General features: G+C 65.8%; 23 protein-coding genes and 2 pseudogenes. 8 read left to right on the top strand and 17 right to left on the bottom strand.

The genetic code is table 11. The features are described from left to right. The 3 genes and pseudogenes from U4Y91_RS23315 to U4Y91_RS23305 all read right to left on the bottom strand — a co-directional run. Nucleotides 1-189 (bottom strand): annotated as a pseudogene (locus U4Y91_RS23315) (electron transfer flavoprotein subunit beta/FixA family protein); the annotation flags it as partial. A 31-nt stretch (nt 190-220) separates the two neighbouring features. Further along, entirely contained in the window at nt 221-1,360 is a 1,140-nt protein-coding gene (locus U4Y91_RS23310; protein WP_321807057.1) for an acyl-CoA dehydrogenase family protein, read from the bottom strand. Beyond that, nucleotides 1,353-2,627, bottom strand: a complete 1,275-nt coding sequence (locus tag U4Y91_RS23305; RefSeq protein ID WP_321807056.1) for a CoA transferase — start codon at nt 2,625-2,627, stop codon at nt 1,353-1,355. The genes U4Y91_RS23310 and U4Y91_RS23305 overlap by 8 nt, the downstream gene beginning before the upstream one ends. Before the next feature lie 119 nt (nt 2,628-2,746). On the opposite strand from U4Y91_RS23305, the gene U4Y91_RS23300 reads away from it, so the two are divergent. Then, entirely contained in the window at nt 2,747-3,658 is a 912-nt protein-coding gene (locus U4Y91_RS23300; protein WP_257770221.1) for a LysR family transcriptional regulator, read from the top strand. 93 nt (nt 3,659-3,751) lie between these two features. On the opposite strand, the gene U4Y91_RS23295 is transcribed toward U4Y91_RS23300, so the two are convergent. Both U4Y91_RS23295 and U4Y91_RS23290 read right to left on the bottom strand, forming a co-directional pair. Next, nucleotides 3,752-5,185: a nicotinate phosphoribosyltransferase gene (locus U4Y91_RS23295; RefSeq protein ID WP_321807055.1), complete on the bottom strand. Its 1,434-nt coding sequence runs from the start codon at nt 5,183-5,185 to the stop codon at nt 3,752-3,754. Nucleotides 5,186-5,259: 74 nt separating this feature from the next. Then, on the bottom strand, nt 5,260-6,300 hold the full coding sequence (locus U4Y91_RS23290; RefSeq protein WP_321807054.1) for a bifunctional nicotinamide-nucleotide adenylyltransferase/Nudix hydroxylase: 1,041 nt from the start codon (nt 6,298-6,300) through the stop codon (nt 5,260-5,262). A gap of 184 nt (nt 6,301-6,484) precedes the next feature. Between U4Y91_RS23290 and U4Y91_RS23285 the strand changes: the two genes are divergently transcribed. Further along, nucleotides 6,485-6,937: a type II toxin-antitoxin system RatA family toxin gene (locus U4Y91_RS23285; RefSeq protein ID WP_057929413.1), complete on the top strand. Its 453-nt coding sequence runs from the start codon at nt 6,485-6,487 to the stop codon at nt 6,935-6,937. Nucleotides 6,938-6,955: 18 nt separating this feature from the next. Here U4Y91_RS23285 and U4Y91_RS23280 read toward each other — a convergent pair whose 3' ends face one another. From U4Y91_RS23280 to U4Y91_RS23255, 6 genes are all read right to left on the bottom strand, one after another. Continuing rightward, nucleotides 6,956-7,552 carry a DJ-1/PfpI family protein gene (locus U4Y91_RS23280; RefSeq protein ID WP_059692119.1) on the bottom strand — a complete coding sequence of 199 codons (597 nt, stop codon included), beginning with the start codon at nt 7,550-7,552 and terminating at the stop codon, nt 6,956-6,958. Between the two features lie 106 nt (nt 7,553-7,658). Further along, a complete protein-coding gene (gene speD / locus U4Y91_RS23275) occupies nt 7,659-8,036 on the bottom strand; it encodes an adenosylmethionine decarboxylase (protein ID WP_321807053.1) in 378 nt (125 codons plus the stop codon). Continuing rightward, complete coding sequence (locus tag U4Y91_RS23270; RefSeq protein WP_175911781.1) at nt 8,033-8,179, bottom strand: hypothetical protein; 147 nt, start codon at nt 8,177-8,179, stop codon at nt 8,033-8,035. Before U4Y91_RS23270 ends, speD begins: the two co-directional genes overlap by 4 nt. After that, a complete protein-coding gene (locus U4Y91_RS23265; RefSeq protein ID WP_321807052.1) occupies nt 8,179-9,699 on the bottom strand; it encodes a DUF4178 domain-containing protein in 1,521 nt (506 codons plus the stop codon). The genes U4Y91_RS23270 and U4Y91_RS23265 overlap by 1 nt, the downstream gene beginning before the upstream one ends. Nucleotides 9,700-9,708: 9 nt before the next feature. Continuing rightward, a complete protein-coding gene (locus tag U4Y91_RS23260; protein ID WP_321807051.1) occupies nt 9,709-10,761 on the bottom strand; it encodes an SPFH domain-containing protein in 1,053 nt (350 codons plus the stop codon). Between the two features lie 26 nt (nt 10,762-10,787). Further along, the gene (locus tag U4Y91_RS23255) at nt 10,788-11,174 is read right to left on the bottom strand and encodes a DUF350 domain-containing protein (protein ID WP_014898735.1); all 387 of its coding nucleotides are present in this window, start codon (nt 11,172-11,174) and stop codon (nt 10,788-10,790) included. Between the two features lie 121 nt (nt 11,175-11,295). Between U4Y91_RS23255 and U4Y91_RS23250 the strand changes: the two genes are divergently transcribed. The 5 genes from U4Y91_RS23250 (at nt 11,296) to U4Y91_RS23230 (ending at nt 16,585) form a co-directional block, all read left to right on the top strand. Further along, nucleotides 11,296-12,810, top strand: coding sequence for a polyamine aminopropyltransferase (locus tag U4Y91_RS23250; RefSeq protein WP_124522413.1), 1,515 nt, complete (start codon nt 11,296-11,298; stop codon nt 12,808-12,810). Next, nucleotides 12,810-14,429 (top strand): FAD-dependent oxidoreductase, encoded by a 1,620-nt coding sequence (locus U4Y91_RS23245; RefSeq protein WP_321807050.1) that lies wholly within the window; start codon nt 12,810-12,812, stop codon nt 14,427-14,429. The genes U4Y91_RS23250 and U4Y91_RS23245 overlap by 1 nt, the downstream gene beginning before the upstream one ends. Before the next feature lie 147 nt (nt 14,430-14,576). After that, on the top strand, nt 14,577-15,338 hold the full coding sequence (locus tag U4Y91_RS23240) for an N-acetylmuramoyl-L-alanine amidase (protein WP_321807049.1): 762 nt from the start codon (nt 14,577-14,579) through the stop codon (nt 15,336-15,338). Nucleotides 15,339-15,388: 50 nt separating this feature from the next. Next, a complete protein-coding gene (locus tag U4Y91_RS23235; RefSeq protein ID WP_321807048.1) occupies nt 15,389-15,778 on the top strand; it encodes a lysozyme inhibitor LprI family protein in 390 nt (129 codons plus the stop codon). A gap of 318 nt (nt 15,779-16,096) precedes the next feature. After that, nucleotides 16,097-16,585: a hypothetical protein gene (locus tag U4Y91_RS23230; RefSeq protein ID WP_321807047.1), complete on the top strand. Its 489-nt coding sequence runs from the start codon at nt 16,097-16,099 to the stop codon at nt 16,583-16,585. A gap of 70 nt (nt 16,586-16,655) precedes the next feature. On the opposite strand, the gene U4Y91_RS23225 is transcribed toward U4Y91_RS23230, so the two are convergent. The 4 genes from U4Y91_RS23225 to U4Y91_RS23210 all read right to left on the bottom strand — a co-directional run bounded on the left by U4Y91_RS23225 (nt 16,656) and on the right by U4Y91_RS23210 (nt 20,371). Further along, nucleotides 16,656-18,002 carry a glutamine synthetase family protein gene (locus U4Y91_RS23225; protein WP_321807046.1) on the bottom strand — a complete coding sequence of 449 codons (1,347 nt, stop codon included), beginning with the start codon at nt 18,000-18,002 and terminating at the stop codon, nt 16,656-16,658. A 147-nt stretch (nt 18,003-18,149) separates the two neighbouring features. After that, nucleotides 18,150-18,707: an XRE family transcriptional regulator gene (locus tag U4Y91_RS23220; RefSeq protein ID WP_321807045.1), complete on the bottom strand. Its 558-nt coding sequence runs from the start codon at nt 18,705-18,707 to the stop codon at nt 18,150-18,152. 16 nt (nt 18,708-18,723) lie between these two features. Further along, nucleotides 18,724-20,013, bottom strand: coding sequence for an FAD-binding oxidoreductase (locus U4Y91_RS23215; protein ID WP_321807044.1), 1,290 nt, complete (start codon nt 20,011-20,013; stop codon nt 18,724-18,726). Between the two features lie 157 nt (nt 20,014-20,170). Continuing rightward, nucleotides 20,171-20,371 carry a transposase gene (locus U4Y91_RS23210; RefSeq protein WP_415750486.1) on the bottom strand — a complete coding sequence of 67 codons (201 nt, stop codon included), beginning with the start codon at nt 20,369-20,371 and terminating at the stop codon, nt 20,171-20,173. 27 nt (nt 20,372-20,398) lie between these two features. On the opposite strand from U4Y91_RS23210, the pseudogene U4Y91_RS23205 reads away from it, so the two are divergent. Then, a pseudogene (locus U4Y91_RS23205) lies at nt 20,399-20,846 on the top strand (transposase); the annotation flags it as partial. Nucleotides 20,847-21,261: 415 nt separating this feature from the next. Here U4Y91_RS23205 and U4Y91_RS23200 read toward each other — a convergent pair. Then, entirely contained in the window at nt 21,262-22,104 is an 843-nt protein-coding gene (locus tag U4Y91_RS23200; protein ID WP_321807043.1) for a hypothetical protein, read from the bottom strand. Nucleotides 22,105-22,832: 728 nt separating this feature from the next. Continuing rightward, nucleotides 22,833-24,458 (bottom strand): GMC family oxidoreductase, encoded by a 1,626-nt coding sequence (locus U4Y91_RS23195; protein ID WP_321807042.1) that lies wholly within the window; start codon nt 24,456-24,458, stop codon nt 22,833-22,835. Nucleotides 24,459-24,467 lie beyond the last annotated feature (9 nt).

Here is a 24,467-nt window from a genome sequence, read left to right as displayed (position 1 = left end):
CACCGACACCGCGATCACTTCGGTCGCGACACCCGCTTCCTTCAGCCGCACCGCTTCTTCCACCGCGATTTCGTCGAACGGGTTCATCGACATTTTCACGTTCGCGATGTCAACACCGGATTGATCGGATTTCACGCCGACCTTCACATTTGCGTCGACGACCCTTTTCACCGTCACCAATACTTTCACCACGCGTCTCCTTGTTCGATTTCACGTGCCGTCATGCCAGCATCGTGCGTGCAATCACCGTGCGCTGGATCTCCGACGATCCTTCGTAGATCCGCAGAATGCGCGCGTCCCGAACGAGTCGTTCGATCCGCATTTCGCGCGTGAACCCATAGCCGCCGTGAATTTGCAGTGCCGCATCGGTCACGAACGCGACCATCTCCGACGCATACAGTTTCGCCATCGACGCCAGGTCGGTAAACGGTTCGCCGGCAGCGCGCCGCGCCGCGGCCTGCAGCGTCAGCAGCCATGCGGCTTCGAGCTGCGTCTTCATGTCGGCGAATCGCCATTGCAGCCCCTGCTTGTTCGCGAGCGCCTCGCCGCCAACGTGACGCTGCTTCGCCCAGTCGATCGCGTCGCCCAGAGCGGCCTCCGCAATGCCGAGGCTCGTCGCCGCGACGTCGAGCCGGCTGTTGTCGAGCACCTTCATCGCGATGCGGAAGCCGCTCCCTTCATCGCCGAGCCGGTTCGAGGCCGGCACCATGCAATCGAATGCGACTTCGTGCGCGGGCGCACCGTGAATGCCCATCAGTTTCTCCGGCGACGACACCGACACGCCGGGCGTATCGCGATCGACGACGAACGCGCTGATGCCTCGCGTCCCGAGCTCGGGCGAGGTTTTCGCATAGACGACGATGAACTGCGCGGCATCGGCGTTCGAGATGAAGTGCTTGACGCCGCGAATCCGGTAGGTGTCGCCGTCGCGCACGGCCTGGGTCGTCATGCCGGCCGGATTGGAGCCGGCCTGCGGCTCGGTCAACGCAAACGCACCGAGCTTCGCGCCGCTTGCGGCGTCCGGCAGGTAGCGTGCGCGCAACGCGTCGTCGCCGCCGATCAGCACCGAATCGGTCGCCAGATAGTGCGCGCCGATCATCGACGACGTCGCCGCGCAGGCGTTCGCGATTTCGGCCAGCGACAGGACGATCGCGGCCGGCGCCGCGCCGATGCCGCCCCAGCGCTCCGGCAGATTCATCCCCATCACGCCGAGTTCGGCCAGCGCGGGCACGTAACGCGTGGTCGACGTCTCGTCGCGATCGACCTGCGCCGCGTGCGGTGCGAGTTCGGCTTGTGCGAAGCGGCGGATCGCGTCAGCAATTTCGAGGTCGGCATCGCTGACGCCCAATCGTTTAAGCATCGTTCATCTCCTGATGGGTTTCGGTCTGTCGCGACGGCTCGGCAGCGCCGCCGTCGGTCGGCTCGGGTGCCGCGTGAATCACGCCCGCCTTCGCCAATGCGGCGATCGTTGCTTCGTCGAGGCCGAGCACCTGCCCGAGCACGGCGTACGTGTGTTCGCCGAGCTGCGGCGCGCGGGTGGTGCGGGTGTCGGGATACGCGGAAAACTTCAGAGGTTGCGCGGGCAACCGGATCGGCGAGCCGTCGGCCGCGGTGGTATCGATGAGCAGTCGCCGTGTACGTGCCTGCTCGCTTTCGAGCGCTTGCCGTATGTTCCGGATCGGTGCGACCGGAATGCCCGCCGCGGCCAGCGTCGCGTTGATCTCGTCGACCGAGCGCGTCGCGGCCCACCGCTCGATGTACGCGCGCAACGCCGCTTCGTGTTCACAGCGCAACGTGTCGGACGCGAAACGTGCATCGTCGACCAGCACCGGCTGGCCGATCGTGTCGGCAAGCAAACCGAACAGCTTGTTGTTGAGCACCGCGACGACGAAATGGCCATCCGCGGCACGATATGCGCCGAACGGCGCGGACGTCGGATGGCGATTGCCAACGCGCCGCGGCGCAATGCCGGTGGTCGCGTAACGCGCGACCAGTGCAGCGGTCAGGCTCATCGTCGCATCGAACATCGACACGTCTACGTGCGTGCCCTGTCCGGTGCGATCGCGCGCGATCAGCGCCGCGAGCACGCCCCATGACGCAAAAATCCCGCTGACCACATCGGACACCGAATCGCCGACGAGTGTCGGCTCGCCGTCGGGTGCACCGGTCGCATCCATCAGCCCGCACATCGCCTGCAGGATGATGTCGTACGCCGGCCGGCGCGATTCCGGGCCAGTCTGCCCGAATCCTGACACGCTCGCGTACACCAGCGCCGGGTTGCGGGCCGACAGCGTCGCGTAACCGATCCCGAGCCGATCGGCCACGCCGGGGCGAAAGTTCTCGACGACGACATCAGCACTGGCGCACAACGACTGCGCAAGCGCCTGGCCGTCGGAGGTCTTCAGGTCGATCACGACACTACGCTTGTTGCGGTTCATCGCGCCGAACAGCCCGCTCTCGCCATTCGCAAACGGGCCGATCGCCCGATAGTCGTCACCCGCGGGCGGCTCGATCTTGATCACGTCGGCGCCGAGATCGCCGAGCAACGCCGAACACAGCGGCCCCGCCAGCACCCGGGAAAAATCGATCACGCGTATGCCGTCGAGCGGCAGCCTGGACACAGTCACGGCATCTTTCTCCTGAAGGTCGGGCCGAATCGGCCGATGCAGTGATTCTGTTCGAGCGGGGCAATCAGATAAAATATCGGAATAAATTAACACCTATACGATTTTCATATGGGTTCGCCATGGCTCTGTCGCTGAGACTGCTTCGCTATTTCGTCGCTGCCGCCGAATCGGGCAGCACAACCGCAGCCGCGGTCCAGCTCAACGTGTCGCAACCATCGATCTCGGTCGCGATCCGCGAGCTCGAAGCGCTGTTCGACGACCGGCTGTTCACGCGCGGCGCGGGCACGCGGATGACGCTTACGCATTTCGGCGAACGCAAGCTCGCCGAGGCGCGCCAGTTGCTGGCGTCGGCATCCGCATTCGCGACCGACGATATCGGTGACGAGCCGGGCGGCATCGTCCATATCGGCGTATTCAGCACGATCGCGCCGGTCTATTTGCCGCGCGTGCTGGAACTCGCGCAGCAGCGCCATCCGCGCCTCGAAATCCGTTTCGTGGAAGGCGATCTGGCACAGCTCGACATTGCCCTGCACAAGCAGCAGATCGATTTCGCGTTGATGTACGACGTCGGCCTGCCCGAAGACATCGAGCGCGAGTGCCTCGCCGAATTGCGGCCCTATGCGCTCGTACCTGCAGGGTCCGCGCTGGCGAAACGCAAGCGCGCGATTTCGTTACGCGATCTCGCCGCGTATCCGTTCATCCTGATCGACCTGCCGCACAGCCGCGACTTCCTGATGGCGCCGTTCTGGCAATGCGGCTTGTCTCCGAACGTGCGCTATCGCGCGGTCTCGATCGAACTGGTTCGGGCAATGGTCGCGAGCGGGCTCGGCGTGTCGCTGCTGATCACGCAAAGCCCGGTGGTCTCGCGCTCGCCGCTCGTCGTCGAATGTGCGATTCGGGAATCCACCGTGATCCAGCCGCTGGTGATCGCGCGTCTGGCGCGGGCGGCACGCACGCGCGCGTCGGAAATCGCCGCGGGTTGCGTGCGCGACGCAATCGCCGATGCGATGCGCACACGAACCGGGCCTTGAAACAGCGGACTACCCGTGCGAATGGGCCGGCTGCACGACACGCCCTGACATCGCCGGGGTGACGCGCGTTGCCGCCTCACCCCGGCGCGCGTGTCACTGCTCGCCCGCGTGCGCCCTCGCCCGCACCTCGGCGAACGTCGTATCGACCGGCATCCGCCCGGTATCGAACACCGTTTCGAGCGCGTCGTCCCACTCGCCTTCCAGCGCGCGATCGTCCCACGCGACCGGCAGCGTCACTGTCCGGTATTCTCCCGTGCGCCGATTGCGCAGCAGCGTGAGCCGGCCCTTCTTCGAGCGCTTGCCCGGATCGGTAACCGGATCCTTGCTCACGTCGTGCCACACGCCGTCGCGCCGGATCGCCGAGCACTTCATCGCGAAGCGCTGCGTATCGCGATTCACCTGCTGCAGCAGCGCGCCGCCCATCCCGAACACGACGTTGCCGGCCGCGTAGCCCGCGTCGTCGAGTGCGGAAAGGATCGCGTCGATCGACAGCTCGTCGACGCCGTCGCCCTGGATCACGCGCACGCGGTTCAGCACGCGCCGCCCCTTGCCGTTCACGGTCGAGCCAAACGAAGCGTCGAGCGCGCGCACGGTCTGCAGCACGATCGCCACCGGGTCGCCCGAATCGGGACGCACGACGAGCGTCGCGCCCGAGTCGATCACCGCGTGGCGCAGCGGGCCGCCCCACAGTTCAAGCGCGGCGAACAGATCATAGGAGTCCGACACGACCGACACGATCGCGCCGGGCAAACCGAAGCGAGCAATCATGTTCCGGTATGCATCGACTTCGTGTTCACGCCCCCACGACGTGATCGTGCTGTGCTCGGCCGCTGGCACCGAATACGCGGCCATCGGCTCGCGATAGAAGCGGTTCGCGGCCAGCACGCCGAGCACCGTGTCCGAACCCATGAAGCTCACGAGGTGCGCCGCACCGCCGATCGCGGCCGATTCCGCGCTCGATACGCCGCGCGCGCCGAAGTCGTGCAGCTTGAACGGCAGCTGCGCGAGATCGTCGTCGGTCTTCTCGAGAAAGCGGCGGATCGTCTGCCGCAGGTGCCAGCTGCGCGTCGCGACCGTCACCGGGTACCACACGCGCAGCAGCATCGTCTCCAGATACGACGCGAGCCAGAACACCTTCGGGTCGTCGCATTCGACGGTCATCAGCACGTTGCGCACGGGCACGATCGAACCTTCGGGCACTGCCCGGATCCTCACGGGCAGGTAGCCGTCGTAGTGCTCGACGACATGGCGCCAGCCGTCCTCGTTGAACGGTTCGCCGTGCACCGCGAAGAAATCGCGCGCGTCGTCGATCATCGCGTGCGTGACCGGCCGGCACAGATATTCCTTCAGCAGCATCTGCAGGCCGAAGAACAGCGTGCGGTCGTAGCGGCCGCCGCGCGACTCGACGTACGAGAACATCGCCTGCGCGTCGGGCGGGTATTGCAGAAAGTGGGAAGCCTTGTACGAATCCGTGTTGAGGATCGGATTGGCGAGAACCGCGGCAAAGCCGCCGGGATCGTTTTGCATGGCTAGAGCTCCTCTAGGCCGTTGACGTGCCGCCGCGTCTGTCGCAGCGGACCGGAATCCGGGGAATCAGCGTGTCACAGCTTCCCCAGGAAGTGATATGCGATCTCGAAGTGATCCTCGAACATCACATTGCGCATCTGCGCGAATTCGTTGAGCGGCACCCAGCGCGCCTTGTCGGCGTCGTCGCTGCCCTTCACGCGCGGCAACTCGCCGGTCGGGAAGTTGAACAGGCACGCGTGCGTGATCGTGCGGCCGCGCAGCGAGCGCGTCGGATGATCGAATACCTGGCGATCCTTGATCGAGCCGCGCAGCACGGGCTCCGGCAGCTTCAGGCCGGTCTCCTCGCGCAGTTCACGGATGCAGGCCGCGTCGAGCCGTTCGTCCTGGTTTACGAACCCGCCCGGCAGCGCCCACAGGCCGCGGCCCGGTTCGCTGCGCCGGCGCACGAGCAGGATATGGCCCGAGTGCACGACCACCGCGTCGACCGTCACGAACGTGACCGGATACGGTGCGGCCAACCACGCCTTGCGATACCCGGCGATGAATTCGGCCTCGGCCTTCAGCTGTGCGAATGCCGGCTGCGTGCGAAAACGTTCGAGCCAGCCGAACACGGGTTCCGGCACGGCCCATTGCACGAAGCTGTTGGTGCGTTCGGCGAAATACTGGTCGCGGATTTCGGTGGCGGAGATGTCTTCGGTCGCATCGACGTCGACGAGCTCCCATTGCGGGAACATCCGCAGGTAATACGACGTGGCGTCCTTCTCGTGGCCGATCAGCCCGACCCTGCGCTGCGCGACCTCGCCGAGCGAGGCGGCCACGGCATCCTGCACCCAGCGCACCCAGTCGCCGTCGTTGTACGTCGAATCCTGCACGGGCGCGACCGTCACGCGCTCGCGCTCGGACGGCTCGAGCAGCGAAGCCAGCATCTGGCAGCGCTCGTCGAACGAGAACGGATCCTTGATGGTGCGGGGCTTGTCGGTCGACCCGACCAGCACGCATACGCGCTCGGCCCTGCTCAGTGCGGACTTCAGCACGTTCAGGTGACCACGATGCGGAGGCTGGAAACGACCAATGAAAACGAGCGCGTCGAAGCGCCGGTTCTGTTGCGTACTCATGAGGCTCCCTCAAGAGATTGAAACGCTTCGGGTCTGTCCCGAAGGCATGGAATCGATCGTAGGGGAATTCCCGGAGAAGGTCAATCGAGCGCGCGCTCGACTTGACGAAGTCTGAAGAATTGCTCTGCTTTGGCGGGTTACACTCGATTTCATCCCGATTACATCGTTGCGCTTGCTACCCATCATGAGGATCTCAGTCAGCCGGATCGTCGGCGTCGATCGCAGACGCCTCTTCACGTGGTCGCAGGACTACGCGCGGCGGCTCGTGTGGGACAGCTTCCTTGCCGACGCGTATCTCCCCGACGGGATGACGGCCGACGTCGGCGTCGATGCGTTCTGCCGCAGCCAGTCGGGCGCGACGATGGTGTCGCGCTACATCTCGTACCGTCCGCCGCAGGTCGCGGCCGTCGAAATGGTCGACGGGCCGAAGGTGCTCGAACGCTTCAGCGGCAGCTGGAATTTCACCGAGCGCACACCGGGCACGACCGAAGTGAAGTTCACGTATCACTTCCGTGCGCAGCCGGCATGGCTGCGCTGGCTGCTCGAACCGCTGATCGGCGCGTTCTATCTCGTGCAGACGCGCCGGCGTCTCGACTCGTTCAAGCGTTGGGCCGAAGCCGAAGCGCTGCCGCACTGACGCGCGACGCCGCGCGCATCAGAGGAACGGCGAAATATTCGCGATCGCGCGCGACACGTAATCGTCCTTCTCTCCCACCGGCGCGACATAGTGAATCGCACTGCGCGCGGCCTCGACGCCGGCCAGACGCGCGATGAACCACGCGGCCAGATACTGCGACGACAGGCACCCGCCGGCGGTCGCGACGTTCCCGCTGGCCACGAACGGCTGGTCGAGCACGGCCACGCCGGCTTCCTGCACCCACGGCTTCGTGGTCAGGTCGGTACACGCGGGGACATCGCCGAGCCATCCCAGCTTCGCCAGCACGAGCGTGCCCGAGCACTGCGCGCCGAGCAACTGCCGCGCGGGGTCGAACTGCAATTGCGCCATCAACGCGGCATCGGCGACGACGTCGCGGGTCCGCACACCGCTGCCCACCAGCACGGCGTCTGCGTCGCGGGCGTCCTGCAGCGACGCTTGCGCGTCGATCGTCACACCGTTCATCGAGCGCACGCGGGCGGTCGGGCTCGCGATCGAAACCCGCCAGCCCGGCTGCTTGACCCGGTTGAGAATGCCGAGCGCGATCAGCGAATCGAGTTCGTTGAAACCGTCGAAGGTCAGGATGGCGATGTGCATGGGGGCCTCTGCGTGGGGACGTCGTACCGCACGATCATAAGCGGTTCGCGCCATCGGTGCGTGCGCGTCATCGCGCGCGCGCCGCCGGCGCCTGCAACCCGACCGCTTACGCGACGCCGCGCGCCACCTGCTGCCGGACCTGCGCGTGCGTGCCGAGCGCGGCGGCGATCGCATCGACCGCCTCGGCCGCGCGCGCGGCGCCGCACATGAACGCGTCGACGGCCGCGAAGCCGTGCTCCGGCCACGTATGAATCGTGATGTGCGACTCCGCGAGCAGCACGACACCCGTCACCCCATGCTCGCCGCCGAAATGATGGAAATGCGCGCCGATCACGCGTGCGCCGGCCTGCTGCGCGGCGTCGGTGAGAATCGTCTCGAGCCGCGCCGCATCGCGCAGCAGCATCGCGTCGATGCCGGCGAGATCGGCCAGCACGTGCGAGCCGAGCGTCGCACGCGGCGCGGCGATACCGTCACGCGCCGTCATTTGTGCGACCCGTACGACGAATAGCCGCTGCGCGCCGACGAACTGCCCCACCCGCCGCCGCCCGAACCGCTTCCGCCGAGCGATGCGCAGCTGAACAACGTGACGACGATCAGCCCGTAAAGTCCGTAGAGGATGTAACGCATTACGAGTTGCCCCCGTCGGACGCGAAGCCCCTCCACAACCATTCAGGCAGCCACAGCACGAGCAGGCCGATCAGCACGTAGACGGAGCGGCCGCTGAACGAGAACAGCGAACCCAGGTTGAAGATCACGAGCATCGCGCTGAACACGATCGGCAGCGGTGCGAAGCTGTGCGGCTGCTTCGCACCGAACAGGCCCGTCGACGTCCCGGCGGAACCCGTTGCGGACGCAACCGCTGCCGTCGCGAGCGCCGGCGTCGCGAAGCGTTCGGCCAGTGCGCTGGCCGACAGCGGCCGCGCACGCGACCAGACGATTTCCGCGGCACTGCGCTCGCGCGTGAGCTTGTCCTTCTGCCAGCCGTAGTCGGCGATCGACGTGCGGTCGCCGACCTGCACGCGCCAGTTGAACGCGCCGACCACGTACACGACTTCCGAGTCGTACGTCTCACGCAGTCGATAGGTCTTGCCTTCGTCGGTGACGTCGGACTCGCCGCCGATCGTCGGCCAGTGATCGAGCACCTGCACGCGTTCCCAGCGCCCTTCGCTCTGCACGAGCCACAGGAAGCCGCGCTTCGGGTTCAGCAGCAGGTATTCGTCCCACGTTTCGTCGTCGTCCGGCACGCGGCAACGCATCATGCCGATCACCGTGTACTTCACGCCGTCGAACGTGCCGGTCGCACCGAGTTCCAGCGCGCCTTTCACCGCATCGAGCTTGCGCTGCGCGGCGAACACGGTCTGCTGCTCGGCCGTGCACTGCACGCCCGCGTGACAACTGCCGCACACGACGTAGTCGGCCAGGTTCGGTGCATACGACAGCGGCGCGCCGCAGCTCGGGCACGCGAACGGCACCATCTGCGCGCCCCGTTTCTCGCGCGTATCGTTGTCGATATCGCGCAGTCCCGTGAATGCGAGCGCGTCGAACGCCATCGCTTCGCCGCTGTAGACGGCCGGGCTCCCGCCGTTCGCCTCGGCGTCGGAATAGTCGTAGGTCGCGAATGCGTTGCCGGTGCGCAGGTCGACGACGCGCGCTTCCCAGCCCGCATCGATGCGAAACGGCAACTCGCCGTCGCCGCCCGTGCAGCGCGCGGTACGCCTGTCGGACACGAGATACGCGCGGCCGCCGTGGTCGATCCGCATGCCCGGCTCCAGCGTGCCGAACGCGGGCCACGCGCCGCCCGACGCATCGTCGGGCTCGCGCACCGTGACCGCATACTGGCCCGACGCATCCGACAGCCAGCCGAATGCACCGTCGTCGAACACGACGTACCACTCGCTCCACATGCCGGCGTCGTAGGTCATCTGGATGCGGCCGAGCACCGTGAACGTGCGCTTGCCGTAGCACCCGGCCGTGCCGATCTGGATCGGCGACGCGTCGTCGAGCACCGTGGCCAGCTCGCCGATGCGCTCGACGTCGGCACCGCGCTTGAGCAGCGTGCTGCGACAGAACGCGCAGACGGCCATCACCGCCGCCGCCGAGCGAAACTCGACCGGCGCGCCGCACTGGGGGCACGAAGTACTGAACATGCGCGACGCTTACCGGGTGAGCTTCGCGAGGATGTCCGCCTTCGCGCGCGCATAGTCCTCTTCGGTGACGAGGCCCTTGTCGAGCAGCGCCTTCAGCTGTTCGAGGCGTTGCACGTAATCGGTTCCTTCGGCCGCTGCGGCCGGCTGCGCGGCGGCAACCGGTGCCGCGACGGGCGCGGGCGGTGCGGCCGGCGCCGGTTGCGCGGCGCCCGCGATCTGGCCGGCCATCGCCTGCCCGATCACCGCGCCGGCCGCGAGCCCCGCGCCGACACCCGCGATGCCGCCCGGGTTCTGCGCGGCCAGCGGAATCGCCTGCGCCGTCTGGTATTGCGTCGCGCGGGCGAGATCGCCGGCCATCCCCGCGCCGATCCGCAGGTCGAGCGCCTTTTGCAGCTCGGCCGGCAGCGACACGCTTTCGACCGCGAATGCATCGAGCGCGAGGCCGTAGCGCGTGAACACCGGCACCAGCGCCTCGGCGACGCGTTGCGACAGCAGCGTCTGGTTCGCGGCCATGTCGACGAACGGCACGTCAGCGGAACCGAACGTCGTGCTCATCGCGGTGACGACCAGGTTGCGCAGCTGCTGCTCGAGATCGTCGACCGTGTACTGCGCGCGCGTGCCGCTGACCTCGCGGTGGAACGCGGCCGCATCGACGATCCGGTACGAGTAGATGCCGAACGCGCGCAGCTGCACGAAGCCGAATTCGCGATCGCGGATCGTCACCGGCTGCGCGGTGCCCCAGCGCCGGCCGAGCTGCAGCCGCGTGCTGAAGAAGTAGACATCCGACTTGAAAGGCGACTGAAAGAGTTTGTCCCAGTTCTTCAGGTACGTGAGCACCGGCAGCGTGCGCGTTTCCAGCTTGTACAGCCCGGGCTGGAACACGTCGGCGACCTTGCCTTCGTTGACGAAGATCGCGACCTGCGTTTCGCGCACGGTCAGCTGGCCGCCGTACTGGATCTCCTGGTCTTCCATCGGATAGCGCCAGGCCAGCACGCCGTCGGTGTCTTCCGTCCATTGCAGGACGTCGATGAACTGCTTGCGGATAAACGAACCCAGACTCATGTCGGTCTCCCAGGACGCGTGGCGTGTCAGGTCAGGCAGGCGGCATTGATGATGCCGACGACGAGCGACGCGGTGCCCATCAGGCCACCCATCGCGACGTTGCGATCCTCGATCGCATGGTTCATGCCGGGAATCAGGCGGGTCAGCACCGCGTAGGTGACGAGCTGCACGGCCATCGCGCCGACGGCCCACAGCACGACTTCGCCGAGCGTCGAGTTGTGCGCGATGCTGGACGCGAGCGTCAGGCAGAAGCCGACCAGCGCGCCGCCGAACGACAGCGTCGCGGCCGCGTTGCCGTCGCGGATCAGGGCCAGTTCGTCGAACGGGGTGACCTTCAGGTACACTGCCGCGAACACGAAAAGCAGCACGAACGCCGACAGCAAATGAACCGCATAAAGATAGGCACTATTCATTCTTTTCCTCGGATTTTGTGCTCGGTTCGCCGCCCCGTCGCAGGCCGGCCCATGGCGGGCCACCCCACGAAAATCCGCGCCAGTATATCCACATTGACGAGCACTGCACAACGGACGCGCCATGCTGCATAAGCGCGCGCTCGTCCTGTCGATCCTCGTGCTCGCGTCGTGCGGGCTCGGCTACGAACTGATCAGCAGCGCGCTGTCGAGCTACCTGCTCGGCGATTCGATCCTGCAGTTCTCGTCGGTGATCGGCTGCTACCTGTTCGCGATGGGGATCGGCTCGTGGCTCGCGAAGTTCGTCGAGGACGACGACGTGCTCGACCGCTTCGTCGACATCGAGCTGCTCGTCGGCCTGCTCGGCGGCGTGTCGGCTGCGCTGCTGTTCGCGGTGTTCGCGTGGCTGGCCGCGCCGTTCCGCGCGGCGCTCTACGCGCTCGTGCTCGCGCTCGGCCTGCTGATCGGGATGGAGATCCCGCTCGTGATGCGCGCGTTCCAGCAGCGCCGCCAGGCGTTCCGCCATACCGTCAGCGAGGTGCTGACCTTCGACTATCTCGGCTCGCTCGCCGTGTCGCTGATCTTCCCGCTCGTGCTCGCGCCGCGTCTCGGCCTGTTGCGCACGAGCTTCCTGTTCGGGCTGCTGAACGCGTTCGTCGCGCTGTGGACCACGCACCTGTTCCGCGCCGAGATCCGCAACGTGCGCGGCAAGCTGATGCGCGCGTCGCTCGTGATCGGGCTGCTCGTCGCCGGCTTCGCGCTGTCGGACCGCATCACGCACTGGGCCGAGCACGGCGTGTACGGCGACGAGACCATCTATTCGGAAACGACGCCGTACCAGCGCATCGTGCTCACGCAGTGGCACGACGACATGCGGCTGTACCTGAACGGCAACCTGCAGTTCTCGTCGCGCGACGAGCATCGTTATCACGAGGCGCTGATCCATCCGACGATCGAGGCGCTGCCGTGGGCGAAGCGCGTGCTCGTGCTCGGCGGCGGCGACGGCCTCGCGGTGCGCGAACTGCTCAAGCACCGCAATCTCGAACGGATCACGCTCGTCGATCTCGACCCCGCGATGACGAAGCTGTTCTCGACTTCGGCGCCGCTCGTGAAGCTGAACCAGGGTTCGCTGAAGGACCCGCGCGTACAGGTGATCAACGACGATGCGGTGCGCTGGCTCGAATCGAACGCCGACGTGTACGACGCGATCGTCGTCGACTTCCCCGATCCGACCAACTTCGGGCTCGGCCGGCTGTATTCGGTGCCGGTGTTCCGGCTGCTCGCGCGCCACCTGTCCGAGAACGGCTATGCGGTGATCCAGTCGACGTCGCCGTACTTCGCGCCGCACGCGTACTGGACGATCATCGCGACGCTGCGCGAAGCCGGGCTCAACACCTGGCCATACCACTGCTACGTGCCGTCGTTCGGCGACTGGGGATTCGTGATCGCCGGCAAGCGTCGCGACTTCACCGTGCCGACACGCTATTCGGTGCCGACGCGCTGGCTCGACGCGCAGACGGCCGCCGAGATGTTCCACTTCCCGGCCGACATGCCGGCGCTGCCGATGTCGCCGAACGAACTCAACGACCAGCCGCTCGTGCGCCGCTTCGACGACGACTGGAAGCACGTGCTGCGCTGATGGATCGCCGCACGTTCCTCGTCGCGTCCGCGGCGGCGTCGCTCGCCGCGTGCGGCCGCACCGGCTGGATCGAGACGACGCCGCGCGTCGGCTACCCCGGCATGCGCGAAGGCCATGCGCTGCGCGACCACGCGGCGCTGCCACCGCCGTCCGGCACGATCGAGACCGACGTCGCGATCCTCGGCGCGGGCGCGTCCGGGTTGTCGTGCGCGTGGCAGCTCGCGCGCGCGGGACACACACGCTTCGTCGTGCTCGCCGGCCCCGAATTCGGCGGCAATGCGGCCGGCGGCCGCTTCGGCGAACTCGGCTATCCGAAGGGCGCGCACTACCTGCCGCTGCCGTCGCTCGAATCCGCGCATCTGCGCGACATGCTCGCCGATCTCGGCGTGATCGAAGCGGCGCCGTTCTCCGCGCAACCCGCGTACGACGAACGCGCGCTCGTGCACGCCCCCGACGAACGGCTGTTCATCGGCGGCCAGTGGCAGGACGGCATCGTGCCGACGGCCGGCCTCGACGCCGACGCGCTCGCGCAGCAAACGCGCTTCTTCGCCTACACCGACAGCCTGCGCACCGCGCGCGGCGCGGACGGCCGCAAGGTGTTCTGCATCCCGCTCGCGGAATCGTCGCGCGACCCGCGCTGGCGCGCGCTCGACCGGCGCTCGTTCCGGCAGTGGCTGCTCGACGAGGGCTACACCGCGACCGCGCTGCACTGGTACCTGAACTACTGCTGCCGCGACGACTACGGTGCGGGCTACGAGCACGTGTCCGCGTGGGCCGGCCTGCACTATTTCTCGTCGCGCGGCGGCCACGCGAGCGATGCGGGCGACGGCGCCGTGCTGACCTGGCCCGACGGGCTGCATACGATGGTGACGAAGCTGAGCGACTCGATCACCGCGCGCACCGGCTCGAACGCGTGGTCGCGGCGCGGCTTCGCCGTTCGCGCGACCGAGCGCGCGGGCGGCGTCGACGTGCTGTGTGCGCGCATCGCCGACGACGGCACGCTGTCGACGTTCACGCTGAAGGCGCGGCGCGTCGTCAGCGCCATGCCGCTGTTCGTCGCGGCTCGCGTGTTTCCGCAACTGCGCGCCGACGGCTTCGATCCCGCGCGCGACCTGCCGCCGCGCGCGCCGTGGCTCGTGTCCAATTTCCTGCTCGACGGGATGCCGGCCGAGGCAGCCGGCGTGCCGCTCGCGTGGGACAACGTCGTCTACGACGGCGCGGGGCTCGGCTATGTCGTGTCGACGCACCAGCTGATCCGGATGTCGCCGCCGACGCGTTCCGTGTTCTCCGCCTATCAGGCGTTGAGCACCCGGGCGCCGGACGACACGCGCCGCTGGCTTGCCCAGGCAAAGCCCGACGCGCTGCGCGAGCAGGCGGCGATCGACCTGCAGGCCGTGTACGGGCGCGAGCTGTGGAAGCATGCGACCGCGCTCGAGATCACCGTGCGCGGCCACGCGATGGCGACGCCCGACGTCGGCTTCCTGAGCCGGCCGGGGCTGCTCGCGCTGCGCGAGGCCGATGGCCCCGTCGTGTTCGCGCATGCGGACCTGTCCGGGCTGTCGCTGTTCGAGGAAGCATCGTACTGGGGCATGCTCGCGGCCCGGCGCGTGCTCGCCTGAGCGCCGGTTTCCGGCGCGCGCGACGCCGCGCATTCCGTCATTGCGGCACCGCCGGCAACCGCTATAATCGCGCGACATTCCGACTGCATTGAGCAGGCCGACGGTGCGCGCCAGGCGACGCGCCGCATGCCCTCCTCGACAACAACAATGACAAACCGAACCCTTCGACGCCTTCGTCCGTTCGTGCGCGCCGCCACGCGCCTGCTCGCGTGCGTCCCGCTGCTCGGCGTGCCGCTGGCGCTGCATGCGGCCGATGCGGCAGGTCCGGACGCACAGCCGGCCTCCGGCCGCTACGTCGTCGTCGACACCGGCCATACGCCGGCCCATCCGGGTGCCACCGGCGCAAGCGGCCGGGTCGAATACCGGTACAACCTCGACCTGTCCACCGCCGTCGCGGAGACGCTCGCCGCGCACGGCGATCGCGTGCTGCGCACGTCGGCCGACGGCCGCGAGATCGCCCTCGACCAGCGCTCGACGCAGGCGCCCGACGCGAACCTGTTCGTGTCGATCCATCACGATTCGATGCAGCAGCCGTTCATCGACGCGGGCCGGCAACGCGAATTCCGCGGTTTCGCCGTGTTCGTGTCCGAGCGCAATCCGCACTACGCGGAAAGCCTGCGTTGCGCGAAGGCGATCGCCGAACACCTGGTCGCGGCCGGCGAACGGCCGTCGCTGTATCACGCGCAGCCGATCAAAGGCGAGAACCGCCCGCTGATCGATCCGCAACTCGGCATCCACCGCTTCGACGATCTCGTCGTGCTGCGTACCGCGCCGATCCCGGCCGTGCTGGTCGAGGCGGGCGTGATCGTCAATCCCGACGAGGAAAAACGGCTCGCGCAGCGCGAGACGATCCAGCGCCTCGCCACCGCGATCGCGGGCGGGATCGACGCGTGTACGGCGGCCAGGTAAAGGCGCCGCCGGTTGGTTTCAACGGTTTTCACCCAGTGAGGAGCACCACAATGATGAAGAAGAATCTGCTCGTATCCTGCGCATTGCTCGCACTTGCCGTGCCGTTCGCCGCGCAGGCGGCCGGCTGCGGGAAGCCGCGCAGCGCGTTCGACCAGGTGTACTGCAGCAGCAACGAATTCTCGCAGCTCGACCGCGAGCTGAACGACGAGTACGGCCGCGTGCGCAAGCAGCTGAGCGGCGACCAGCAGGCGAAGCTGAAGACGGGCCAACTCGCGTGGATGAAGCAGCGCGACGACCGCTGCAGCGAAACGCGCGACGACGGCTATCTCGTGAACCTCCAGTGCGCGATCGACGCGACGCAATCGCGCCTGTCGTTCCTGCGCGAACGCGAGCGCGAGTGCGCGAGCACGGGGTGCGTGACGGCGAAGCTCGGCGAGTAAGCATGCCGCCGGCGCTGCGCCGGCGTGCTACGGATGAACCGGGGATGGCCGCGTTCGGCCATTCCCGTCATTCCCGTCATTCCGTTCATTCGGCCCTTGACCTGCCATCTCGTCCGCATGCTCGTCCCCGTTCATGCCGCGCTTATCCGCGACCCGGCAATGCGTGGCACCCCGAACGATCGTCCCGTGCCGTCCTCCCCCTGACGCCCCGCCACACCTTCGGTCCATTTTCCGCCGCGTGCGCCGCCGATATCGTGCTCGTGTCCATTCGCATCGCGGACACATCCCCACCGACCGATATCGAACCGGAGGCACATCATGCAATACGCATACCGTGGTGAAGACAACGCCCGCGCGGGCAAACCCGGCCGCACGCCGGCGGACGTCAAGGCGGCAGGCGGCTTCGCGCCGTGGCAGGCGAAAACCGTCGACGACGCGAAAAGCAATCTCGTGAAGCTCGTCACGACCGGCACGCTCGCGCAGCAGGCGCAAAGCTGGTGCATGTACAAGAACAAGGAGAATGGCTGGTTCTTCAGCACCGGCACGGACACGCAGACGGCCTACGACAACTACGACTTCTTCTATCGTCTCGCGATCGACGGCCTGAAGAAGGTCGACTGGAGCGTGTTGAAAACCGACGTCAAAAGCATGAGCCTGTACCTGAACGGAACGACGCTCGACGACTCGACGCTGATCGCCGTCGTGTGGTCGGTGCGCGCGACGGAATTGCTGGTCATGACGCCGGTCGCGACCGCAGCCGTCGAAGTGAAGGACGGCGAGCGCTGGAACGCCTTGTCCACGTATTGAGCGGATTCGACCGCAAGCAACGACGCAGGCCGATTGCGCGTGACCCGCGGCGGGGTCACGCGTGATGTCGTCACAGAAACCACCGATACTCGCGCGCCCCGATCTCGTTGCGAAAATCCAGCTCCTCCTGCCGCTTGTTCTCGCAATACACCATCACGAATTCACTGCCGAGCCCGTCGCGCACGGCCGCGTGATCCTGCATCGCCGCGACGGCCGACAGCATCTCCTTCGGGAAATCGATCCCGCTGCCGCGATCGTCGTTGAGCGGCGCGATCGGCTCGATCCGTGCGTCGAGCCCGTGCTCCATCCCGGACAGGATCGCCGCGAGCACCAGGTACGGATTCGCGTCCGCGCTCGCGAGCCGATGCTCGATGCGCAGATTGCGCGCATCCGATTCCGGAATCCGGATGCACGCGTCGCGATCCTCGAAGCCCCAGCTTGCGCGGCTCGCCGCATTCACCATCGAGCCGTAGCGGCGGAACGCATTGTGGTTCGGCGCGAATACCGGCATGCAGTGCGGCAGCAGCGCGAGGCAGCCGGCCACCGCATGCCGCAGCGGCCGCTGCGCGTCCGCCGCGAGCAGGTTGCGGCCCGCGTCGTCATACAGGCTCACGTGCACGTGCATCCCGCTGCCCGGCGCATGCAGGTACGGCTTGCCCATGAAGCTCGCACGATAGCCGTGCTGCAGCGCGACGCCGCGCGTGCTGCGGCAGAACAGCGCCGACCAGTCGGCCGCGCGCAGCGCGTCGTCGGTGTGGCCGAAGTTGATCTCGAACTGGCCGGGCCCGAGCTCGGCCGTGATCACCGTCGCGTCGACGCCCTGCTCGCACGCGGCCTCGACCATCTCGTGCAGCACATCGGAAAACCGCGACAGGCGTTCGATGTGCATGTTCGGCTGGTCGTCGCGGTCGTCGCTCAAGCGGTCGCGCGGATACTGCGGCAGCCCGTCCGCGAGTTGCGCGGCGAACAGGTAGAACTCGAGCTCGAACGCGACGACCGGCCGGATGCCGCGCGCCGCGAACCGCCGCAGCACGCGCGCCAGCACCTCGCGCGGCTCGAACTCGATCGGCGCGTCCGTGCCGTCGGAGCTGATCAGCATCTGCGCGAGCGGCTGCCGCTCCCAGCGCACCGGCTTCAGCGTGCCGGGGATCAGGCGGCGCGGCGCGTCGGGGTCGCCGTCGTTGAAGCAGTAATCGCCGATCTTGTAGAGGCCGCCTTGCGTGCCGAGCAGCACGCAGTTCTGCGGCAGCTTCAGCAGCGAGCCCGACGCGACCTTCTCGAGCGCATCGATCGGATAACGCTTGCCGTAGAAATGGCCCGGCAGGTCGAGACAGATCAGGTCGACATAACGGATCTCGGGATGCGCCTGCCGGAATGCGCGGACTTCATCGACCAGCACGGGAACGACGTCAGCCATGTCTCATCCTTTCCATGTCTTGTATGACGGTGCCGCAGCGCGGCGAACCGGACTCATCGGCATGCGGCACGTCACATGCCCGATGTCGATCAGTACTGCAAACCAGCAGCACGGCGCGACGATCCGCCGGACCGCCCGCCGACGAACTCAGGTGAACACCCAGATCACGCGCGCCGGCGCGTCGCCCAGATTCGCGTAACGAAACCGCTTGTGCGCGGGAAGCTGGAATGCGTCGTTCGGGCCGAGCGTGACGGGCGTGTCGTCGCCGTCGATCCAGATCGTCAGCTCGCCTTCGAGCACGAAGCCGCCCTGCTCGTCGCTGTCGTCGACGGAGCGCTCGCCGCTGCTCGCGCCGGGCGCGAGATGGCTCTCGAGGATCGAGAAGCGCGAGCGCATGTTCGGCGACACGAGGATGTCCGTGATGCCGGCCGCGTAATACACGGTGCGCCGCTCGTCGGGCCGCGTGGCCCACGGCACGCTGCGCGGCTTGCTCAGGCTGTAGAAATACGTGGTCGGCACGCCGAGCGCCTCGCCGATCGCGGTGAGATCCGCGACCGTCGGGCGCGACAGCCCTCGCTCGACCTGCGACAGAAAGCCGACCGAGCGGCCGATCCGTTCCGCGAGATCGTTGAGCGTGACCTTGCGATGCTTGCGCAGGTCGCGGATCAGGATCGCCAGACTTTCTATCTCTTCCTGTTCGTTCATGATGAGTTCCGGTACGTCAGACGGTATCGCGCAAACGGTACCAGGCCTTGCCGATCGCTTCCAGCGGCGCGGCGAGGCGGTCGCCGCCGGGAAAGCGCGGGTTACGGATGCGCTGGTACTGCGCGAGCAGGCGATCGTCGCCGAGCACGGCATCGGCGACCGCGCGCGCGCCGGCGAGCGTCGGCAGCACGCCGTGCCCAGAGAAACCCTGCAGCCAGAAGCGCTGGCCGCGGCGGCCGATGTCCGGCGTGCGGCGCATGCTGATGTCGATGTGGCCGCCCCACACGTAGTCGAGCGGCACGCCGGCCAGTTGCGGGAACACGCGTTCGAGGTGTGGGCGCGTCGCGGCCGCGATGTCGGCCGGAATCCCGCCGAGATACGTGCAGCCGCCGCCGAACAGCAGGCGGTTGTCGGGGCTCAGGCGGAAGTAGTCGGGCACGAACTGGTTGTCGATCACACAGCTGTTCTGCGGCAGCAGCGAGCGGGCGACGTCCGCCGAAAGCGGCGCGGTCGCGACCTGGTAGGTGCCGACCGGCAGCAACCGGCGCGACAGCTCGGGATCGAGCCGGTCGACGTACGCGTTGCACGCGAGCACCAGCACGTCCGCGCGCACTTCGCCGTGCGCGGTGCGTGCGACGTGACCGCCGGCCGTCTCGCGACAGTCGAGCACGCGGCTTTGCTCGAAGATGCGGCCGCCGGCCCGTTCGATCGTCTGCGCGAGACCGAGTGCGAGCTTCAGCGGATTCAGATGGCCGGCCTCGGGATCGCAGAGCGCGGCGAGATAGCGCGCGCTGCCGATCCACTCGGGCATCTCGTCCTGCCCGATCACGCGCAGCCGGTCGTAGCCCCAGCGCTCCGCGGCTTCGTCGCGGGCCTGTGCGAGCAGCGCAACGCGACGCGGCCGCACCGCGGCCCACAGGCTGCCGGGCCGATAGTCGATGTCGAAGCCGTGCCGCGCGGGCAGTTCGCGCACTTCGGCCGCGGCCCAGCGCATGCTGTCCCACAGCACGCGCGCGCCGTCGCGGCCGAGCGAATCCTCGAGCGGCTGCATGTCGCACGACCAGCCGAGCAGCGCCTGCCCGCCGTTGCGGCCCGATGCGGCCCACGCGACGCGGCTCGCTTCGAGCACGACCACGCGCCTGCCCGCAAGCGCCAGGCGCAACGCCGTGTGCAGCCCGCTGAAGCCCGCGCCGACGACCAGCACGTCGGCGTCGACGCGTTCGTCCAGTTCGGGACGGCGCGGGATCGGCGCCGGGTAGGTGCCGGCGTAGTAGCTTGCGACGTGACGGTCGGACTGCACGAACATGCGGGCTCCCGTGAAATTTCAGTCGGCTAATTTCATGAAAAATTAGCACGTCAATTTCACGGATGCAAGCGGGGGAATAGGAGTCATCGTTGGAGTCCGACGAACTACAGTTGCGCTCTTTTCAGGTGGTTTCGGCAGTGCAATCGCATGAAGGGCGCTACCAGCCAAGGAGTTGAGCGCGATAGCTGTCGCTAGTGGCGGCCTTGAGCCGGCGGATTTTGAGGCCTGCCTTGGTTTGCGTGTCCTTGCGCAGCAGGTTCATCGTGATGCGGCGCAGAATTGCAAAGTTCTGCGCCGCATGTTCGACTCGCACCCTGCATTGATCTTCGCCGAACGCTACGTCGAGCACCCAGTGCATCGAGTTCTCGATTCGCCAGTGCGAGCGCACGGCGTGTGCAATGCGCTGGACTTCGCCAGCTGGAAAGACAGGAAATCGGTCGCGGCGGCGCTCAAGGAGGTATACCAGGCACCGTCGGCCGAAGCCGCCGCCGTGGCGTTAGACGCGTTCGATACGAGCCCTTGGGGCACGAAATACCCCCCCGATCGCCGCACTCTGGCGCCGGGCCTGGGATCAAGTGATTCCGTTCTATGCCTTCGCGCCTGACATCCGGAAAATTGTATATACGACCAACGCGATCGAGTCGCTGCACATGCAGCTTCGGAAGATCATCAAGGCGCGCGGCCACTTCCCGTCGGACGAGGCCGCGCTGAAGTTGATCTGGCTGGCGCTGCGCAACGTCGTTGCCAAATGGACCGGCTCCCGACACGATTGGAAGAGCGCGATGACGCAGTTTGCACTGCTTTACCCGGAACGATTCAACATTGGAGTCTGAATCTCAACCCGCCTCACACACGAAATTCCGGATACCTCCACCGACGCACGCGGGCACCTTGAAAAAGACGTCCGTGCTGCAAGAAAGCCACGAACGTTGAACGCCCTCGCAGGCAAACGAAACTGCGAAATACTCCGCGCCCGTGTAGATGGCCCCACCCCACGGTTGCAAGACCGGACCAACAGGATTATCCGAGAAATCTCTCGAGTGGCGACAACGAGGGCACTAGCTGCAGGAAAGTATATGACTGCTGCAGCTACCCTTCACTGGAATAGAAACCAGATCGAGTATCGATTCCCGAAGTCTCCACGAGCCAACCCTCACTGAAAACTTAAGACCATGAGAGCACGGGTGCCGACGCCCCATCGGCGTCGGCACCCGTTGGTTCAGTGCCCGCAGCGCTTTCGCCAGACCGTCAGAACGTCGGAAGCACCAGACTGAGCAGTTCCGTTTCCTCGATCGCTTTGATCGACACCGGCCCTTCGTTGGCATCGAACTCGAACGCGGTGTGAAGACCGAACTCCTTGCCCTCGACGACAACTCTCCCCTTGCTGAGGAACAGCACCTCGATCGACGACTGCATCCCTGCGGCGAACGTAGCACCGGCTTCAAGCTTCACGAAGCCGATCCGCGTATTGCGCTCCGTGAAAGCGCCAAGCAACTTCGTGTAAACCCCCGCCGTACCGCTCGGAACCCAGTCGAAGCTGGCCGGGTTCATCAGTACGAGGTCTTCATACCGCGGCATCGCGTACTCCAGCTTGTGACCCTTCACATACTCGAAGCAGGCCTCGAAACCGTCTTGGTTGTGCTTTTTCCCGGACTCGTCGTACCACGTAAAAATGCCTTCCTTGAATTCGCCCTTGCTCTTCAGTGCCTGGTTTGCTGCCTCGCGCTCTTCAACGCTCACGAAGCCGTAACCTGACGAGCCACCGAACTGGCAAACCATCACTTCAAGCCCTTCGGGACGTTCCTGCGGCCCGTAGTACACACTTTCGGGGAAGTAACCGACCCAGCCTTCCGGCAGTACCTTTCCCTGCCCGTAGGGAAAATCGCCTTTGATCACGTAGCGTACCTGATCGAAGTTGTGTCGGTGGCTCGGTGCCACCCAACCGCCGGCACCGGTACGACCTACGTTGATCAGATAGTTGTTCGGCGAGCCCGGCTTTCCCTGCAACAGAAATTTCTGCTCGAGCACCCCTTCCCGCATATTGCTACCGATCCGGCCATAATCCGTCGACGAAGCTTCCGAAATTCGCATTTACCCCCTCCTTGTGGTGCCTGTCCGGCCATGCATAGGCCAAAAATCCAGTGATAGCTGGGTCAATATGGTGTCCGAAATATAAGCAACTCAAGTTGCCGAATTTTCGTTCCCCATGTCGTGCACGTTCAGTGCACCAACGTCCGGATGCCTGCTTGCGTCGCGACGTCCAGACACTCGTTGCTCGCGCTTGGCTCTTCCTCTGCTGCACGCCCCATCGCTGCAACATGGCTAACAAGTTGCGCGTATGGCTTGATCGCCATAGCACCGCTGCAAGAGGAAATGGCGCAGCTGATGTCCAACTTCAGCACATTAACTATGTTGCTGATTTTGCGCGTAGCACCTGCCTTAGTACAGTTCGTTTTCATTGATAGCCTGGTAAGTTTCGCTAACAGCAGCGGCGCTCCGAGGCTACGAAACCGACTAACCGGAACGCTGCAGAAATAATCCAGACCACGTTGATTGTGGAAGAACAGCAGAGTATCTCCGCAGCACCCCGAACGGTAGAATCCCCCCCGAAGCAGTCAGAGAAAGGCGGGCGCACGATCTGATGTTCGCACCTGGATTGTGCGACGCATTCGCAGAATTGAACCAACACCATCGTATATGGCCGCCAACACGAGCGCCGCGAGAACGCGGCCTGTCGGTCCGCGCCGATACCGGTGATGAGCGCCGACTTACTGGCCACCCTAACGCCGCCGCTGGCGCTCATCACCGTACACGAACGCTCATACGCGGATAACGCGCCTCGGAACGGCATCGTGGTTGATCATATCGGCACCTTTGGCGCCGATCATGAGTGTGGGTGCATTGGTGTTCCCCGACGTGACGTGCGGCATGATCGATGCATCGACTACGCGCAGCCGTCCGATTCCTCGGACACGAAGACGCTCATCGACCACCGAGAGCGCATCTCGTCCCATCTTGCAGGTACTGGTCTGATGTGCCGCAGTGTTCCCCGTCTCGGCCATGAAGTCGAGCAGCTGTTCGTCGGTTTTCACCTGCGTCCCCGGCACGTGCTCATTGATCACTCTCGATGCAATCGGCTCCGTCGCCATGATCTGCCGGATCTGCTTGATGCCGCTGATCATGACGCGCACATCGTCCTCGTCGGTGAGGAAGTTTGGCGTGAACATCGGCTTGTCGGCTGGATTTGCGGATCGGAGTGTGACTGCGCCGGTCGTACGAGGGCGCAGGATGAATACCGATACCCCCATGCCCGGCTGCCGATCGACTTCGACGTGCCCGCTCGGATGATAGGTAAACGTCATCGGCCGAAAGCTGATCTGCAAATCGGCGTAGTCGACTTCGGGCCGGCTTTTCACGAATGCCGCGACCTGAGACGACCCAAGGGCCAGGTATCCGCTTCGTGTCAGCAGATAGCGAGCACCTTCGAAGTACTTCCACATCCCACGGATGTTTCGGTTATACGAGCTGCGATCCGTTGATCTGTAGGCGGTATGTACGTAGAAGTGATCCTGCAGATTACGACCAACTCCAGGAAGCTCAACGACCTGCCGGATCCCATGCCGCTGAAGTTCCTCACCGGGCCCCACACCGGACAACATGAGGATCTGGGGCGAATTCAACGAACCCGCCGACAAAATTACCTCTCTCGCGGCAGCGATGGATTGGATAGCCCCGTCGCACAGAATCTCGACGCCCGTCGCTTGACGATCATCGTCGAAAAGAATGCGCTGGACCAAACAACCGGTCCTTACGGTCAGATTAGGTCGATTCAAAACCGGCTCGACAAACGCGACGTACGCCGACTGCCGGCGCCCGTCGCGAATCGTATGCTGCATAAATCCGACACCGTCGTGAATTGCGCCGTTCAAGTCTTCCGTTTCCGGAATACCGACCCGCCGTGCCGCCTCGATGAAGTCGTACGAACTCGGAACCTTCACCGCGGGGTCGCTGATCCACAGCGGACCGCCGGCACCTCGAAACTCGTCCGCGCCCCGCTCGTTATGCTCGATGCGTTTGAAATGCTGCAGAACATCGTCATAGCCCCAACCCGGATTGCCCAGATCGCGCCACTTGTCGAAATCGCCGCGGTGACCTCTGATATAGATCATGCCGTTGATGGAGCTCGATCCACCCAACCCCTTTCCGCGTGGCCAATACATCTTGCGATCGCGTAGTGCCGGCATCGGTTCGGTGTAGTAGTTCCAGTTGAGCGTGTCGTTGAAGTACAGTTTTGCCATCCCCGCTGGGGTATGCACCCAGAACTTGTCCGACGGTGGCCCAGCTTCGAGCAACAACACCTTGTTTTCCGGATTTTCGCTGAGTTCCCGCGCAACGACGCATCCGGCCGAGCCAGCGCCGATGATGATGTAATCGTAGATTTCCATGCCAGATAC

Origin of the sequence: Burkholderia sp. BCC1993 (assembly GCF_905339865.1) — a bacterium.
Taxonomy (GTDB): Bacteria; Pseudomonadota; Gammaproteobacteria; order Burkholderiales; family Burkholderiaceae; genus Burkholderia.
The sequence above is the reverse complement of the archived record's forward strand: the minus strand, read 5'-3'. Positions and strand labels throughout refer to the sequence as shown.